We start from the raw sequence: 16079 nt of genomic DNA on the forward strand, positions 1-16079 counted from the left end.
CCAACAGGGATCGGCGAAAAGAAATGCCAGTGATCGACAAGGCCTTCAAACCACGGCCATAAACGCTGAATGCAATCTCTTGCTTATCCCCAGCGCAATGGGTAAAGTTATCTCGATTCCGAGCGCATCTCAACTCCAGCCAGCCGTCTCCCCACGGCAAGCCTTGACAGGACTCATCTCCGCTTCCAGTCGGCCTCTCGGCGTTGCTCCCCTCGCTACGGGAAGATCAGCCTGCCCGGGGAGTCTCTCCCGGTGCCCGCGACGCGTCCTTCCGCCAGGGAGGTTTGCCATCTCCAAAGGAGTAAAAATGAGCAAGTTCGTATGTCGTTCGTCTTCCCGAGCCGGTGTCATGGTGTTATTGGGACTCCTGCTCGCCTGCATGACATTCTTGGGCTGCGGCTCGAACGAGGCGGCCACCAACCCGGCCACTGCTGGCAGCGGTCCGGAGTCATCCGCTCAGGACTTGGCCAAGAAACGCTTCGACGACACCTCACCCGCACAGACATCCCAGAACCGCTAACAGGTGCCAAATCCGCCCAACCCTTATTGAATTCGAATCCCCCCAGCTCTGGAGGCAGTCATGAGACCCCCCGTTGACCGCTCCCGTCCCAGCCGGCTCGCGCAACAACCCGGCGGCTTCACGTTGATCGAACTTCTTGTGGTGATCGCGATCATCGCCGTCTTGATTGGCCTGCTGCTCCCCGCGGTTCAGGCGGCGCGTGAGGCTGCCCGCCGCATGCAGTGCAACAACAATCTCAAGCAACTCGCGCTGGCATTGCATAACTATGAGGGAACCAACAGTTGCTTCCCAATGGGTGCCCCGACGATGGTCTACACGGACCGGAGCACGTTGATTAACATCAACCACAGTCCGTTCGTCGCGGCCTTGCCGTTCCTGGAGCAGCAGGCGGTCTACAACTCCGTCAACTTCTCACGCAACATCTACCGTGCAAGTCATTTGACCGTCCACCGGATCGGTATTGGCGCATTAATCTGCCCCAGCGATGGGGAAGCCGGGGTGCAGGACTATCACGGCTCGATCCAGGACATCACGACGAACGTGAGGGTCCTCTTTTCGAGCTACGCCACCAACGCCGGACTATGGTTCAACTGGACCCGGGGAACCGCCTCGCCGAATACCAACACGGACTTTCGCGCCGCCGCGACCGGGATCTTCTACACCAACAGCGCCACCAAGCTCGCCGAGATCACCGATGGCACGAGCAACACCATTCTGGTCGGTGAGCGGGCGCACTCGATCCTCCCCCTGATCGGGCGTCAGGAATGGCACTGGTGGTTCGACGCCTACTACGGCGATGCCTTGATTACCTCTCTCTACCCGATCAACCCCCTGCGAAAGCTCACAACGACGACGTCGACTGGTTCCGCAAGCAACGCCCTGACCGACTCGTTCTCGAGCATGCACCCCGGCGGGGTCAACGTCGCCTTCACCGACGGTTCGGTACGGTTTCTCAAGGATTCGATCAACTCGTGGCCGGTCAACCCGCAAACCGGCGCCGTCCTGGCCGTGGTCTCAGGGGGACAGAACACCGCGTACGTGCTCGACCCGAAGATCCCACAGGGGGTGTTCCAGGCCCTGACAACACGGCGGGGCGGTGAGGTGATCAGCGCCGACGCGTTCTGAACCGGGAGGCCTGGCAATCGCTGGCGACCGTGAGATCGGCGCTCTCAAGGTCCATCGACTTGGGGCCGCCAGCGATACTGGCCACCGCTGTCGCGGGCGATCCGTTGAAGTTGATCGCCCCCGGTGCCGCTGCTCAGGTCGACGCAGTGGATCGGGATCTTCCGCCCGTTCTTGCGGGCGATCGCCTCAACGGTCCCGTCGGGAAACTCGCCGTCCGAGAGCAGAAAGACGGCGTCGGGCCGCAGTGAGAGTGCCAGGCCCATCGCCCCTCGCGGGTCGGTCTCGCCGTCCGGTTCGATCAGCCGGAGCCAATGAACCAACTGGCTCTTGGAGTTGAGGTCGGCCGAGCGGGGCAAGTCGCCCGGCATCGGCACGACCTGGTCGTTATAGAAGACAACCTTGAACCGCTGGGGATGCTGCAAAGCCAGCACGCTCCGGCGTAGCTCACGCTTGGCGCGGATGAGGCGGTCTTCGTCGATCATGCTCCCCGAGCAATCGACGACGTAGATGAACAACTGACCCTTGGCACGAATGCCGAAAAAGGACGTCTGTTTCCAAGGAGGAACATCGCGCCAGTCGTTGCCGTTGGGGTCGTATCGATCTTCTCCCGGCTTGCGAAGGAACTCAGACGAGGAGTTCGAAGCCGGCGAGTCGGCGGGAAGAACCTTGGGCTCGACGTCACGGACCTTCGATTTGGGATTCTGAGCCGCCGCGTCCGCGGTCCAGCCCGCCAGCGCGAACATCAAGGCGATCGCGGTCCGAACCCAGGCGTGCCGCATCATCAGGCTTGCTCCTCGAGAGCTTTCCCCAAACGGCCTCCGGAAATCTCCTGAATCTTAACACGAATGTGCTCGAATCACCTCCGGTCGGTTCGGACGGCCTGATTGACGACGGGCGTGACGGAGCTTTTGGTTCGCAGTGGTGGGTCGCCCCATCTCGTAAGATGTGATAGATTAGCTGTTTTGAGCGACCTGCCCCACGACCCACTGACTCGTCGCCCTCGCCCTGCGGCGCCCACCCAGCCGATGGGTGCGGTCGGAAGGTACCGCGCTCACCTCGCCGTTTCTCGGAGGCTCGCGTATGGATTTCTTCCTGGAGAATCTCCCTCAGATCGCGGGCACTATTGTCGCGCTCGTGTTCCTCGAAGGCTTGCTGAGCGCGGATAACGCCTTGGTCTTGGCGGTGATGGTTCGCCACCTGCCGAAGGACGAACAGAAGCGTGCCCTCCGCTACGGGATTCTCGGAGCCTTCGTGTTCCGCCTGATCGCGGTGGTGCTCTCCGCGGCTCTGCTCAGGTTCTGGCACTTCAAGGTCGCTGGCGGCCTTTATCTCCTCTATCTGGCGATCTCGCATTTCACGACCAACGAGGACGATCCGCATCTCGTAAAGACGTCGCGGTTCGGACGCGGCTTCTGGGCGACCGTGGTGGCCGTCGAGTTCGCCGATATCGCATTTTCGATCGACTCGATCGTTGCGGCGGTCGCCATGGCTCCCAAGCACTATCCCTCTTGGCTCCAATTAACCATTGTCTACACGGGCGGGATCCTCGGCATCATCACGATGCGCTACGTCGCCGGCTACTTCATCATTCTCTTGGAGCGGTTCAAGGGATTGGCGAGCGGTGCGTACTATCTCGTCGCCTGGATCGGGTTGAAGCTCGTCGTCAGTGGCCTCCACACCGCCAAGTATCTGGGTGAGGAGATGCCGGAATGGCTCTTCTGGGGAGGGATGATCACGATCGTCGCCGGCTGCCTGCTCTATCGGCCTTCGCAAAAAAAAATCGGGACGGATCCACTTGAGCTTGAGGACGTCGTCGAAGTCGGCCAGGTCGGCGAAGCGAACGACGGTGCCGGTGGCGACCACCCGTCACCAGGCCTCTGAATCCATCGATACGGAATGGCAAGACCGAAGTGAGCGAGCCCGTTGGGACGCCTCGGCGCCACGAACCCGACTCGATAGCCGATCGGTGTCATATCCCGGCTCGCAAACTGCGGGCAGGATAGACGAACGAATCGAGACTCTGCTACTGTGATCGGTTGAGCAAGGCGACTTCAATCTCGAGGGACGCAAGCGATGGCGGTGGTTGAACCGTATGCCCCTTGTCCGTGCGGAAGCGGCCAAAAATTCAAGTGGTGCTGCCACAAAGTCGAGAACCAGGCCGAGCGGGCCCAGCGTCTCTTCGAAAGTGGCCAGATCGAGGCCGCAGTCCAGGTCCTCGACGAGGGACTTCGGAAGGAAGCCGACAACGCATGGCTCTTGACCCGTAAAGCCCTCTACCAGATTCGCCTGGGACAGGCCGACTCGGCCAAGGCCTCTCTCCGGCTCGTGCTCGACAAGAATCCGAAGCATTTCGGAGCCTTGACCCTGCTCGCCCGTCTGGTGATTGCGACCGAAGGACCCGCCGAGGGCTGCCTCCAGCTCCAGCAGATCCTGTCGTCTTTCCCGGTCGCCGAGCGCGCATCACTGGCCTCCCTGGTGAGTTTCGTCGCCAGCACCCTGGTCCGGTTCACCCAGTATCCGGCGGCGATCCGGCACTTCGGCCTGGCGGTCGACCTCAACGGACCGACCGAAGAAATCGTTCAGAGCATCGGGGCGATCCAACGGGACGTCTCGATCTCGCCCTGTCTCAAGTCGTCGTACGAGTTGAAGGCCCCGCAAAGTCTACCGGAATCCACCCAGACACGGTTCAACGAGGCGTTGGACTGGGCCGAGGGGGGACTCTGGGCCGCGGCCGCCTCGGCCTTTGAGATTCTCTCGGAGGAGAAAGGGGCCAGTCTCGAAGCCGACTGGAATGCCGGGTTGTGCCGCCTCTGGATCGCCGACGACGAGGGAGCCGTCGACGGCTTGCGCCGCGCGATCGCGCGGATGGGGAACACGGACGAGGCGGTCGATCTCGAAGCCCTTTGCCAGGAGCTCGACTCGCTGACCGCGGACGATCAGGTGGAGCAAGTCCAATTGATCTGGCCGGTGAGCGATCGCAACCGGTTGCTCAAGGCGCTTCGCGACGATCCGACCGTCGACGAAGGCGACGTGGGGCCGATCGATCCCGACGCCCCGGATTCGCCTGAAGTCGCGAATTTCGGCTTCCTCGACCGTCCCAAGCTGCAGACCAAGAGCGGCCTCAAGATCGAGGAGATCCCCCGGTTCGTCGGCCGCGTGTTCGTGGGCCAGGAAATCGCCGGGATCGAAACTTACGACGATGGCCGGCTCGACGGCCAGATCGAACGATTCACCACGCTCGCGGAAGGGGGCATTCGCCCCGCGCATCCCAAAACAAACGTGCTCGACAAGGTGGGGAAAACCGGTCTGGCACTGTCGTGGGAGTGGCGACTCCCCGACGATATCGATCGGGATGAACGGGTCCGGCTCGAGCGTGAGCAGGGTGCGGCCTTGATCCGCGACGTCTGGCCCAAAACTCCGATGGCCTACCTGAAAGGCCGCACTCCCCTGGAGGCCGCCAAGGCCGGTAACGCGGTCGTGCCCCTTCGCGCCGCGCTCTGCCAACTGGAGTTCACCCGCACCCTCTGGCGCGATTCGGTTGACTTCACCGCCCTCCGCGCCACTCTCGGCCTCGCGCCTGAGCCGGAGCTCGATCCGGAGACGGTCACGATCGAGACCGTCCACCTGGCCCGGCTCGGCCTGATCCCCGCGGAACGCCTCGACGACGACCGATTGACGAAGCTCTACTGGCGTGCCCGACAGTTCGCGCTCGACGCGGTCGTCGAAAAGGCCGCTCGCGTCCTCATCGAGCGTCCCCATCTCTGGGAGCAGGCCAACGTCGAGCCGTTCGCCCTCTTCTCCGACCTTGCCTTGCTCGTCGCCGGCAACGACCGGCCGGACGAGGCGTTCGAGTGGGTCCGCAAGGGGCGCCAGGCCGACCCGGTTTCGAAGCGGGCCGCCTACGCACCGATGTGGGACATGGTCGAGGTCCGGATCAAGGCCAGGGAGAAGTCTCCCGAAGCCTGGGTGCCCGACCTGGCCGTGGTCCTGGAGCGGTACGCCGGCAATCCCGAAGCGACCCAAGCGGTCATGCTCAACTTGCTCGAGATGGGGCTGGTTCGGCTCACGCCCAACCCCGACAAACCGGGCGACTTCATTCTCGACTCGCGTCCGCTCCAGATGATCATGGCGGAATACGGGCCGCGGGTGACCACTGCATCGGGCCGACTGGGAGTCTCGGCGACCAAGGGTGAGATCTGGACCCCCGACCAGTCCACGGGCGGCGGAGGGGGACTCTGGACGCCCGGATCGGGATCGGGGGGCGCTCCCGAGGGGGGAGACAGGCCCAAGTTGATCATCCCCGGTCGCTAAGGCTGTCCGGCCCTACGCCTCATCCTAACGACGCCGCCGTTCGTCGCAACACGTCCCCGTCCTCGGCCCAATCGGGCCGGGGCGGGGCGACTGTCATAGGGCGGGCGAACTTGGTCCGAGGATCCGCCTCCCTTCTGCGGAAGGGAGAAGCTTCCATCGTTTTCAGGGAACCGACTGAAGTGTCTGAAACGTCTGGCCAGGATCGGCCCCCGTCCTCGATTGAGACGGACCGGGCGCTCACCTTGGTTCACGAAGGCTGGAACCATCTGCAACTCCAGCGGCCTCTGGCGGCCTGGGCGGCTTGGCAACGCGCGCTCCGGATCGTCCCCGAGTTACCCCAAGCCCGCGAAGCCCTGGCCTGTCTCGAGTCGGCATCCGACCTGCCGGTGGCCGCACGCGTCGAGCATCGGTTCCAGGCCCCTGACGATCCCGAGAAACGGTCGCGGTGGGACTCCCTGATCCGGGGCGGCGACCTGGAGGATCTGGCCAAGGCGGCCGACCTCTTCGCCTCGCTCTCGATCGATGACCCGGCCGACGCGGCCGCCTGGTTCAACCGCGCGCTCTGCCTCGCCTGGATCGGCCGGAACGGGGAGGCGATCTCTTGCCTCGATCGCGTGGTGCAGCTCCGGACCGCCGACGACCCCGAAAAAGCGGTCGCCGCCTGGACGCTCGCGGAGGTCCTCCGTCAGGGCGCAGGCGCGGAGACCTTGGCCGACGACCTTCGGTTCGCCTGGGTCGTCCCCTGGTCGGACCAGGACACGCCCCGGCTCATCCACGGCTGTCCGACGCTTCAGAAAAAGCCGGGGCCGCGCGACCCGATCACGGGCGTCTCTCAATTCCCCAGCGCCCAGGTTTTCGAGTGGCTCGATCGGCCGATGCCCGAGCCCGTGTCGTGGCTCACGCTCTCCGACGTTCCACGCGTCCTGGCCACGGTCATCATCACACCGCAATCGCTCAGGCTCTCGAGTCCCGATCCCCTGGCCCTCGAACGGGTCCGCGCCCCCTTGCTTCAGGCGATTGGCGACTTGCAGCGTGAAATCGTCCGCGAGGCCGCCCCCCTGCCCCTCACGCTGGCCGACGCGGCGGTCTGGACCTTTCGCCGCCCCGAGGCGCTCGATGACGAGACCGAGGGTCGGCTCGCTCGCGAAGCGGTGGAACGGTTTTATGAGGATTTCTGGATTCATCTGCCTCGTCATGGGCTCGGCGACCTCAGCCCGCTCCAGGCGAGTCGCGCCGCCAAGGCCGGTGACCCGGTCGCGCGGGTCCGGCTCACCGCGGTGGTCCGGATGCGCGAGCAGCTCGGCGCCAGGCCGCGGACCGCGATCCTCTACCAGGGCTATCCCTTCGATCGGCTTCGTCGCCGGCTCGGACTCGAACTCGACAATCCCGCCTCGGTCGACCTGGACGACCCGTCCTGCATGAGCGAGGACGACCTCGATCGCCTCGTTCTCGAGCCGTTGACAGGGCCGAGCCTGGCCGAAGCCTATCTCTCGGCCACCGCGTTCGGCGACGATCGACGGACGGCGCGGATCGCGGCCCAACTCCTCAAGGCACCCGGCATGGATTCCTCGCGCGTGGTGAATCCGGACCTGTTTGCCGTCCTGGTCCGGGAGGCGATCCGCGTCGACAACCCGAGGGAGGCCCAGCGATGGCTCGAGCGTGGTCGAGCGACCCACGGCGGCCGCGATCGCCGGACCTACGACATCTGGGATGCGGAGATCCATGCGCGAACCGGCGACCCCGACGCCGCGTCCGCTCAGTATCGGACTCTGCTCAGTGAGGGGGGCCTCGAAACGTCGCAACTGCTCGACGCCGTGGAAGACCTCCTGCTGAACGGCCATGCCGAGCATGCCGGGCCGCTCCTCGAGCTCGCGAAGGAGCGGGCGGACCGCGAAGGTGACCCCCTCAACATCGCACGAGCCCGGAGCCTCTCCCGGGAAGAAACGACGGACACCTCGGCTCCCTGATGACGGACCCCGAATGTTGGGATTTCGGATTGGTCTCTCACCTGCCCCATTGGACCCGACCGAATTGCGCGAGCGCTTGTCATGAGTTCTCAGTCCCCCGAAACCGACCTGCTCTCGACTCTCAAATGGACGGCCGACGGCCTGATTCCGGCGATCGTCCAGGATGCCGAGAACCACGAAGTCCTCATGATGGCCTGGATGGACCTCGAGGCGCTCCGGCAAACCCTCGCGACCGGCCAGACCCATTTCTATTCGCGATCGCGACGCGCCTCGTGGCACAAGGGAGGCACCTCGGGGCACGTGCAGTACGTCGAGTCGGTTCAGATCGATTGCGACGCCGACGTGGTCCTCGTCAAGGCCCGGCAAGTCGGGGGCGCCTGCCACGAAGGCTATCGCTCCTGCTTCTTCCGCCGCCTCAATCCGGACGGCAGCCTCGAAATTATCGATTCCACGGTGTTTGAGAAAACGGCGGTTTACGGAAACAGGGCCGATGCCCACGGGCCGCCTCATCCCGTTGAGTGAGCGACCGGGTCGGTCTCACGCGCGAAGCGTCTTCCCCGGAATGGGTTTCGGACAGTAGACTATGTTCTCTTTGGTTCCCGTCTGGCTTGAAGCGAAGGACCAGGTGCGATGCAGAAGCCGCGTTTGATGACTCCGGGACCGTCCTCGGTGCCCGAAGATGTGCTGCTCGAGTTGGCCCGTCCCGTGATCCATCACCGCTCGGCCGAGGCCAAGCAGGTGATCGTGGAAGTGGCCGCCGGCTTGAAGGAGGTCTTTCAAACTCAGAACGATGTTCTGATCCTGACCGCCTCCGGGACGGGAGCCATGGAGGCGGTCACGGTCAACTCGGTCCCCCCTGGCGGCAAAGCCTTGGTGCTCAACGCCGGCCACTTCGCCGCGCGTTGGGGCGACATCTGCAAGGCGTTCGGGATCAACGCGGTGATGCTCGATACCGAGTGGGGCCAGCCGGTCGACCCGGCGCAGGTCGCCGAGGCGCTCAAGCAGCACCCGGACACCGCCTGCGTGATGGGCACGCTCAGTGAGACGTCGACCGGCACCGGCCACCCGATCGAGGCGATCGGCAAGATCGTCGCCCAGACGCCCGCCTTGTTCGCCGTGGACGGGATCTCCGGGGTCGGAGCGATGGAGTGCCGCGCCGACGCCTGGGGCATCGACCTGCTCTGCGCTGGGTCGCAGAAGGCGTTCATGCTTCCGCCCGGTCTCGCCTTCGTCTCGGTCAGCCCCAAGGCCTGGGCCAAGATCGACGCGTTCGACTCGAAGAGCTTCTACTTCAACCTGAAGTCGGCTCGCAAGAAGATGAAGGAGTTCGACACGCCGTTCACCCCGGCCCACACCCTGATTCTCGCGCTTCGCACCGCATTGCGGCGGATCAAGGAAGAGGGCCTGGAGAACGTCTGGACCCGCCATCGGCTCATGAGCGCGGCTTGCCAGGCCGGAGTTCAGGCGCTCGGTCTCGAGTTGTACAGCTCCTCCCCGGCCGAAGGGCTCACCGCCTTCCGCGTTCCGGACGGGCTCAAGGATGGCGACATCCGCAAGGGGCTCGTGGACCACTTCGGCCTGACGACCGTCGGCGGCCAGGGCAAGATCAAGGGCCAGATCATCCGGATCGGGCACATGGGCTACACCGACGAAATCGACGTCGTCGCCGGGCTCGCGGCCCTCGAGTTGGTCCTTCACAACCTCGGCTACAAGCTCACGCCGGGCGCCGCGGTGACGGCCGCGCAGCAGGTGATTCTCGGGCACAAACCCGCCGCTGTCAGCAAATAATTTTCCAAGGGGCGTGGGTGACACGCCAACCTTTGTTTGCGTGTCTCACACGCCCGACCATCGGAGTGTTTGAAGGTGTCTTATCGCGTTCTGGTGACTGATAAGCTGGCGGAAGAGGGTCTGGAGCTGCTCCGAGCCGAGCCCGGGCTCGAGGTGGTCGTCAACACGAAGCTCGACCCCAAGGGCCTTCGCGAAGCGTTGAAGGAAGCCGACGGAATCGTGATCCGGTCGGGCACCCAACTGACGGCCGAAGTCTTGCAGGATCAGACCCGGCTCAAGGTGATCGTCCGCGCGGGGGTCGGTGTTGACAACATCGACGTTCCGGCCGCGACCCGCCAAGGGATCGTGGTCATGAACACCCCGGGCGGCAACACGGTCTCGACGGCCGAGCACACGATGGCGTTGATGCTCGCCCTGTCGCGCAACGTGGCCAAGGCGAACGATAGCCTCAAGGCCGGCCGCTGGGATCGGAACAAGTTCACCGGCACGCAGCTCGGCGGCAAGACGCTCGGCATCGTCGGCCTGGGCAGGGTCGGCCTGGCCGTCGCCAAGCGAGCGCAAGGGTTCGACATGAAGGTGGTCGGTTTCGACCCCTTCCTCTCCGCCGAGCGGGCCGCCGAGCTCGGGATCGAAAGCATCTCCCCGCTCGACGAACTGTGGGGCCGTTGCGACTACATCACGATCCACACCCCCCTCTCGGCCGAGACCCGCAACCTGATCGGGCCGAACGAGCTGGCCAAGATGAAGCCGAATGTTCGGATCATCAACTGTGCCCGTGGTGGATTGATCGACGAGGCCGCTCTGGCCGAGGCGCTGACCGCCGGTAAGATCGCCGGGGCCGCCATCGACGCGTTTGACCCCGAGCCCCCGCCGGCCGACAATCCGCTCGTCACCCACCCCCAGGTCCTCGTGACCCCGCACCTCGGTGCCTCGACCGAAGAAGCGCAAGTTTCGGTTGCCGTTGAGGCCGCCCGCCTCTTGTCCGACTACTTCCAGAGCGGCCAGATCCGGTTCGCGGTCAACATGCCGACCCTCGACCGGGCCGAACTCGACGAGATGCGGCTCTATCTCGACCTCGGCCGCCGCCTGGGCATGCTCCACTCGCAGATGGACCGGGGGACCGTCAAGAGCGCGACCGTCCGCTACCGCGGCGAGGTCGCGAGCAAGAACACCCGGCTGATCACCGCGAGCTTCGCGGCCGGCTGGATGGAGTCAGCGCTCGAAGACCAGGTCAACCTCGTCAACGCCGAGATCCTGGCCAAAGAGCGCGGGATTACGATCGTCGAAGAGAAGACGACCGACCCCGGCGATTTCGGCACCTTGATCCAGACCGAAGTGGTCACCGAGAAGAAGCAGTACATCGCGGCCGGAACCTTGTTCGGCAAGGAATTCGTCCGCTTGATCCGCCTCGGCCCGTACCGGCTCGATGCCCACCTCGACGGCAACCTGCTCGTCTTTACCCATAAAGACGTGCCAGGCTTGATCGGCTTCATCGGCACCACGTTCGGCCGCCACAACGTGAACATCGCCCAGATGAACGTGGGTCGCGAACAGCCGGGCGGAGAAGCCATCGGTGTCGTCAACCTCGATAGCGTTCCCCCCGCCGAGGCGCTCGAAGAACTCAAGAAGAACCCGGCGATCCTCAGCGTCAGCCTGATCAAGCTACCCGAGGCCGGTGCCATCGCTCCTTGGCTCGCCCAATAATCGTCCAAGGCGAGCCCATATCCCAAGCGGCGAGCGGGGAGCGAAAGCTCCCCGCTCGCCTTTGCAAGGCGAGCGGAAGAAGCGTATTCACCCGTTTTGATTGGTTCTTTCAATCAAGCGCGACGGTCACCGTCTTGACCTCGGTGTAGTTATCGAGCGCCTTCTCGCCGAGCTCGCGGCCGATCCCGCTTCGCTTGAACCCGCCGAACGGGGCGGCGGCATCGAACACGTCGTAGCAGTTCACCCAGACGGTGCCGGCACGAACCCGGTCGGCGATGGCGTGCGCCTTGCCGATATCGCGGGTCCAGACGGCGGCGGCCAGGCCGAAGTCGGTCGTGTTGGCGCGCTCGATCACCTCGTCGACTTCCTTGAATTTGATCACGGACAAGACCGGCCCGAAGATCTCGTCGCAGGCGATCGCCATGTCGTCCTTTACGTCGGCGAAGATCGTCGGCTTGATGAAGAAGCCCTTGTCGCCGTGCCGCTCGCCCCCGGTGACGCAACGCGCTCCTTGTTCGCGCCCTTTGGCGATGTACGACAGGATCTTGTCGAACTGGGCCTTGTCCACTTGCGGCCCCTGCTGGGTCGCGGGATCGAACGGATCACCGAGCTTGCGGTCGTTGACCTTCGCCGCCAGCCGATCGACGAATTGGTCGTAGACCGACTCCTGGACGAACAGCCGGCTCCCCGCGCAGCAGCACTGGCCCTGGTTGAGGTAGAGCCCGAGCACGGCTCCCTCGATGGCGGCGTCGAGATCCGCGTCGGCAAACACGATGTTGGGGCTCTTTCCGCCGAGCTCGAACGTGATCCGCTTGAGCGTCTCGGCCGCCGAGCGCATGATGAGCTGGGCCGTGCGTCCCTCACCGGTGAAGGCGATCTTGTCCACCCCCGGGTGCGCGACCAGGGCCGCGCCCGCGGTCTCGCCGAACCCGGGGACGATGTTAACGACCCCCGCGGGGAAGCCGGCCTCGAGTGCCAGTTCACCCAGCCGAAGCGCGCTCAATGGGGTCTGCTCGGCGGGCTTGAGCACCACCGTACAGCCCGCGGCCAAGGCGGGGCCCCACTTCCAGGCGACCATCAGCATCGGGAAGTTCCAAGGGATGATCTGCCCCGCGACCCCGATCGGCTCGCGCTTGGTATAGCAGAAGAAATTCCCTCGGATCGGCACGGTCTGGCCGCCGATCTTATCCGCCCAACCGGCGTAGTAACGGAAGCAGTCGATCACCAAGGGAAGGTCGGCATGGCGGCTCTCGCCGATCGGCTTGCCGTTGTCCAGGGTCTCGAGCTCAGCCAGCTCGTCGATATTCTCTTCGATCAGGTCGGCGAACCGGTTCATGATTCGGCCGCGGTCGCGAGCGTCCATCTTCCGCCAGGGGCCGGAATCAAACGCCTTGCGAGCCGCCTTGACCGCCAGATCAATGTCGGCGGCATCGCCCTCGGCGACCTGGGCGATGACCTCCTCCGTCGCCGGATTGACCGTGTCGAACGTCTTGCCGCTCAGACTGTCGCGCCACTTGCCGTCGATCAAAAGCTTCGTCTGAAGCGCCCGTCGCGTGGTGCGTCGCGTTTCCGTGGCAGTCGCCATTGGTCGCACTCCCTGTTCTCGCGGAGATTGGGAACACCCACGCGTCGTGAGCGCGCGGGCGCGTCGTCTCCCGTCATTTTAAGGGCCGGGTCCATGGGCATACAAGCGACCGCCACCCGTGGACCTCTTTGGAGAGACCAAGGCTCGGCGGATCGATCGCGCCTTCAACGCGGGGCTCGAAACCACGGGTTCAGTCGTCCGACTCGGCCTCCGAACTGAGTCGGGCGCTCAGCCGTTTGGGCGCGATGAGCCGATACGAGTCTTGCACGAATTCCGCCACATCCTCCCAGTCGACGACGCCGTCGAGCCAGACGCCAACCCAGCCCTTCGGCCCCAGATACGGGGGTCGGAAGAAGCAATCAGGCGCGGCCGCCACCATACTCTCCTGAACCCCCGCCGCGGCCTTCACCCAGACGGCGGGGCGTCCCTTGCCATGGTGGTTGTCCGGGTCGGCGTGCATCGCGAAAATTTTGTTCCGCACGCGGAACGTGGGCTCACCCCAGGCCTCCACTTCATGCGCTTCGGGAAGCGCCAGGGCGAGTTCTCGGAGTCGAAGGATGGGTGCGAGCGGCACGCTCATGGGCGGGACCTCAGTGGCGGAATGATCTTGGATCTGCCAAACCCCAGGGACTACGCGTTCGATTCGTCACACAAGTCGCGAACGATTAAAGGGCCGGGTCCATGGGCTTACAAGCGACCGCCTCGACGGGAACTCCCCTCGAACCGCGATCCCTAACGCCCAACTTCGGGGGCGCAGAGAGAAATGAAGTCGAACCCTATAGCGAATCGCGTTCAAGGACCTCCAAGAAGGTGTTGAGACGCACGAATGCAGCCTTTGGCTCAAGTGCGAACGGGGCGGGACCTCGCTTCCCATGAGAGACCTAATTTCGGTAGTGCCTGACTTGCCAAACCTGTTCCACGAGATCGTGATCGATAGGGCTGAGCGCACTGAGTACCCGGTGAAAACTGCCCCGGCTCAGCTCATGTTCCACGTTTTTTCCGGCGGATTGGAGAGCAGGATGTTTCAGTTGCTTGATCTCATCCTCGACATCAAGGAGAACGCGACTTCGCACCTGCGACTCGAAGGCAGAAAAGAGGACCACGATGGCGAGATCATCAAGTTGATCGAGACTCGAGCCCGCGGAATCGACGAGTGGAGGGCCTTCCTGAGTACGGAACAGTTCGTCCTTCTCCAACGCGTCGGCCCAAGGGAGCTGGTCCCAATAATGAGAGGCGAATCTACGCATCAGTCGCAGGAGCTTCCGCGTCTCGAGATACCACACCCAAGCTTCTTTGAGGGTGATCATTCCAGCATGCTCTGAATCGCAGCCTCGAAGCTTGTTTGGTCGAGTGGTTTCGCCGCATAGTCACGATCGTCGACGATCACCCAGAAATCTTCCTGTTCACGCTTTCCGCGATAGAGCATGTACTTTTTTTCAATATTCGTCAGATCGAGCCGGCCATGTCGGATGGTTTCGCCGTGGGCGTCACCGACAATTGAGCCAATCGAGTATCGGGCAACCGGTACGAGGCCGATCTCTCGAGCTCCGAGTGTGATCAGGAGCCCTTTCGCCTCGTAACTCCCAAGCCTTGGTTCGCGAATCCGATGGACCGTAGGCTCAATTTTCAGCACCGTATCGGAATCCGCCTCTCGAAGCCAGTCGGTCAACCGCGTCACAAGTCGATCGACCGCCTCAACCCATTCATCACGGGCTGCTTCGCGCTCATCAGCGCTGGCGCTTTGCTCTTGAGCCTGCTTCTTCAGAAACTCTTTGAGGCTACTCAACGGTCGTCCCCCCTGAGGAAAAGACCCCGACGGATCAACGCCGGCCATCGGGAGCCGACGTCACCCCTTATTGAATTTTGAATTCTACTGGTCGCGTGTACTCCGACCAACTCTGGAATAAATTACCACTTATCAATCGGTCCCGTGGGAACCGGGACTTTCGGCTCGAAGTGTCCCGGGAGCGGTGAGGCCGGGCCGGCCTGGCGGATCGCCGCGACGGTCTCGTCAAAGAGATCTGCGCTGGCGAGGTTGATCAGGCGATGATAGAGGGCCTTTGGTGGGCGGATCGAGTGGCTGTACCACTTGATGATCTTGCGGAACTGGAGGCAGGCGAGCCGCTCACCACGGCCATCCACAAGGCCATGGAAGTGACGTGACATCAGGTCGACTCGATCCTCGAAGGACGGTTCGGGCCCAGGGGTGCCATGCTCGGCCCAGTGGGCGAGCTGACGGAACAGGAACGGGTTCGAGAGCGCCCCGCGACCGATCGAGATCGCCGCGCAGCCGGTCTCACGGAATGTGGTGGCGGCGTCGGCGAGCGTGCGGATATCACCGTTACCCACGATCGGCATTTTCTCGACGGCTTCGACCACCGCCCGGATCCCCGAACGATCGACGCTCCCCCGGAAGCCTTGTTCACGCGTGCGCCCGTGGATGATCACGCCGGCCACGCCGACCTTCTCGAACTCGCGGGCCAGGTTGGGTGCCGAGAGAGTCTCCGCATCCCAGCCCAGGCGCATCTTGACGGTGACCGGAACGTTCACCGCGTTCACGACACTCGCGACCAGCGCAGTCGCCGAGTCGGCCTGACACATCAGGGCCGACCCGCCCCCCGTTTTGACCACCTTGTTGACCGGGCATCCCATATTAATATCAACGAGGGACGCACCTTGGTCCACGGCCCAGCGCGCGGCCTCCTGCATCTCGGAGATCACGTGGCCGTAGATCTGGATCGACATCGGCTGATCTTGAGGGCAGGTCTCGGCAAGCTCAAAGGATCGCCTGCGCCGCTCGAGGATCGAGCGCGCGTTGACCAGGTCGGTCGTCGCCATGCCCAGACCGCCGCACTCACGGACGGCCAGGCGGAACGCCATGCTCGTGTATCCCGCCAGAGGCGCGAGGAAGAACCGCGAGGGAATGGCAACGTTTCCTAGCATCAACGGCTCGCGAACAATCGAGGGCGCCACGACATCTTGCATCACGAATCATTCCAGGAGATCGGGGGAACTTCAAAGACGGGAACGGCGGACTGATCCAAGAACGCGTTACAAACCGAGCTCTTCTCTCCGTGCT

The 16079-nt window shown here is 63.8% G+C and carries 14 protein-coding genes; 9 read left to right on the plus strand and 5 right to left on the minus strand.

Annotated elements, in window-relative coordinates; genetic code table 11:
* The first annotated feature begins 307 nt into the window (after nucleotides 1-307).
* Together BUS42_RS42660 and BUS42_RS10765 are read left to right on the plus strand one after the other, a co-directional pair.
* Nucleotides 308-520, plus strand: a complete 213-nt coding sequence (locus tag BUS42_RS42660) for a hypothetical protein (protein WP_143206289.1) — start codon at nucleotides 308-310, stop codon at nucleotides 518-520.
* A gap of 60 nt (nucleotides 521-580) precedes the next feature.
* Complete coding sequence (locus tag BUS42_RS10765) at nucleotides 581-1645, plus strand: DUF1559 domain-containing protein (protein WP_074306911.1); 1065 nt, start codon at nucleotides 581-583, stop codon at nucleotides 1643-1645.
* Nucleotides 1646-1689: 44 nt separating this feature from the next.
* On the opposite strand, the gene BUS42_RS10770 is transcribed toward BUS42_RS10765, so the two are convergent.
* A complete protein-coding gene (locus BUS42_RS10770) occupies nucleotides 1690-2427 on the minus strand; it encodes a vWA domain-containing protein (RefSeq protein ID WP_074306912.1) in 738 nt (245 codons plus the stop codon).
* Nucleotides 2428-2725: 298 nt separating this feature from the next.
* On the opposite strand from BUS42_RS10770, the gene BUS42_RS10775 reads away from it, so the two are divergent.
* From BUS42_RS10775 to serA, 6 genes are all read left to right on the plus strand, one after another.
* The gene (locus tag BUS42_RS10775; RefSeq protein WP_074306913.1) at nucleotides 2726-3526 is read left to right on the plus strand and encodes a TerC family protein; all 801 of its coding nucleotides are present in this window, start codon (nucleotides 2726-2728) and stop codon (nucleotides 3524-3526) included.
* A gap of 192 nt (nucleotides 3527-3718) precedes the next feature.
* On the plus strand, nucleotides 3719-5956 hold the full coding sequence (locus BUS42_RS10780) for an SEC-C domain-containing protein (protein ID WP_074306914.1): 2238 nt from the start codon (nucleotides 3719-3721) through the stop codon (nucleotides 5954-5956).
* A gap of 179 nt (nucleotides 5957-6135) precedes the next feature.
* Entirely contained in the window at nucleotides 6136-7923 is a 1788-nt protein-coding gene (locus tag BUS42_RS10785) for a tetratricopeptide repeat protein (RefSeq protein WP_254053433.1), read from the plus strand.
* Between the two features lie 81 nt (nucleotides 7924-8004).
* Nucleotides 8005-8445 (plus strand): phosphoribosyl-AMP cyclohydrolase, encoded by a 441-nt coding sequence (gene hisI / locus BUS42_RS10790; RefSeq protein WP_074306915.1) that lies wholly within the window; start codon nucleotides 8005-8007, stop codon nucleotides 8443-8445.
* 108 nt (nucleotides 8446-8553) lie between these two features.
* A complete protein-coding gene (locus BUS42_RS10795) occupies nucleotides 8554-9711 on the plus strand; it encodes a pyridoxal-phosphate-dependent aminotransferase family protein (RefSeq protein ID WP_074306916.1) in 1158 nt (385 codons plus the stop codon).
* Between the two features lie 75 nt (nucleotides 9712-9786).
* Nucleotides 9787-11415, plus strand: a complete 1629-nt coding sequence (serA, locus tag BUS42_RS10800; RefSeq protein WP_074306917.1) for a phosphoglycerate dehydrogenase — start codon at nucleotides 9787-9789, stop codon at nucleotides 11413-11415.
* Between the two features lie 109 nt (nucleotides 11416-11524).
* Here serA and BUS42_RS10805 read toward each other — a convergent pair whose 3' ends face one another.
* Together BUS42_RS10805 and BUS42_RS10810 are read right to left on the minus strand one after the other, a co-directional pair.
* Entirely contained in the window at nucleotides 11525-13000 is a 1476-nt protein-coding gene (locus BUS42_RS10805; RefSeq protein ID WP_074306918.1) for an aldehyde dehydrogenase family protein, read from the minus strand.
* A gap of 190 nt (nucleotides 13001-13190) precedes the next feature.
* Nucleotides 13191-13580, minus strand: coding sequence for an MmcQ/YjbR family DNA-binding protein (locus BUS42_RS10810; protein ID WP_074306919.1), 390 nt, complete (start codon nucleotides 13578-13580; stop codon nucleotides 13191-13193).
* 292 nt (nucleotides 13581-13872) lie between these two features.
* Between BUS42_RS10810 and BUS42_RS10815 the strand changes: the two genes are divergently transcribed.
* On the plus strand, nucleotides 13873-14322 hold the full coding sequence (locus BUS42_RS10815; protein ID WP_074306920.1) for a hypothetical protein: 450 nt from the start codon (nucleotides 13873-13875) through the stop codon (nucleotides 14320-14322).
* Here the strand turns inward: BUS42_RS10815 and BUS42_RS10820 are convergent.
* Both BUS42_RS10820 and dusB read right to left on the minus strand, forming a co-directional pair.
* On the minus strand, nucleotides 14304-14786 hold the full coding sequence (locus BUS42_RS10820; RefSeq protein ID WP_074306921.1) for a hypothetical protein: 483 nt from the start codon (nucleotides 14784-14786) through the stop codon (nucleotides 14304-14306). The genes BUS42_RS10815 and BUS42_RS10820 overlap by 19 nt on opposite strands.
* A 122-nt stretch (nucleotides 14787-14908) precedes the next feature.
* Nucleotides 14909-15985: a tRNA dihydrouridine synthase DusB gene (gene dusB / locus BUS42_RS10825; RefSeq protein WP_074306922.1), complete on the minus strand. Its 1077-nt coding sequence runs from the start codon at nucleotides 15983-15985 to the stop codon at nucleotides 14909-14911.
* Nucleotides 15986-16079: the final 94 nt, after the last annotated feature.

Source organism: Singulisphaera sp. GP187 (assembly GCF_900129635.1).
Taxonomy (GTDB): Bacteria; Planctomycetota; Planctomycetia; order Isosphaerales; family Isosphaeraceae; genus Singulisphaera.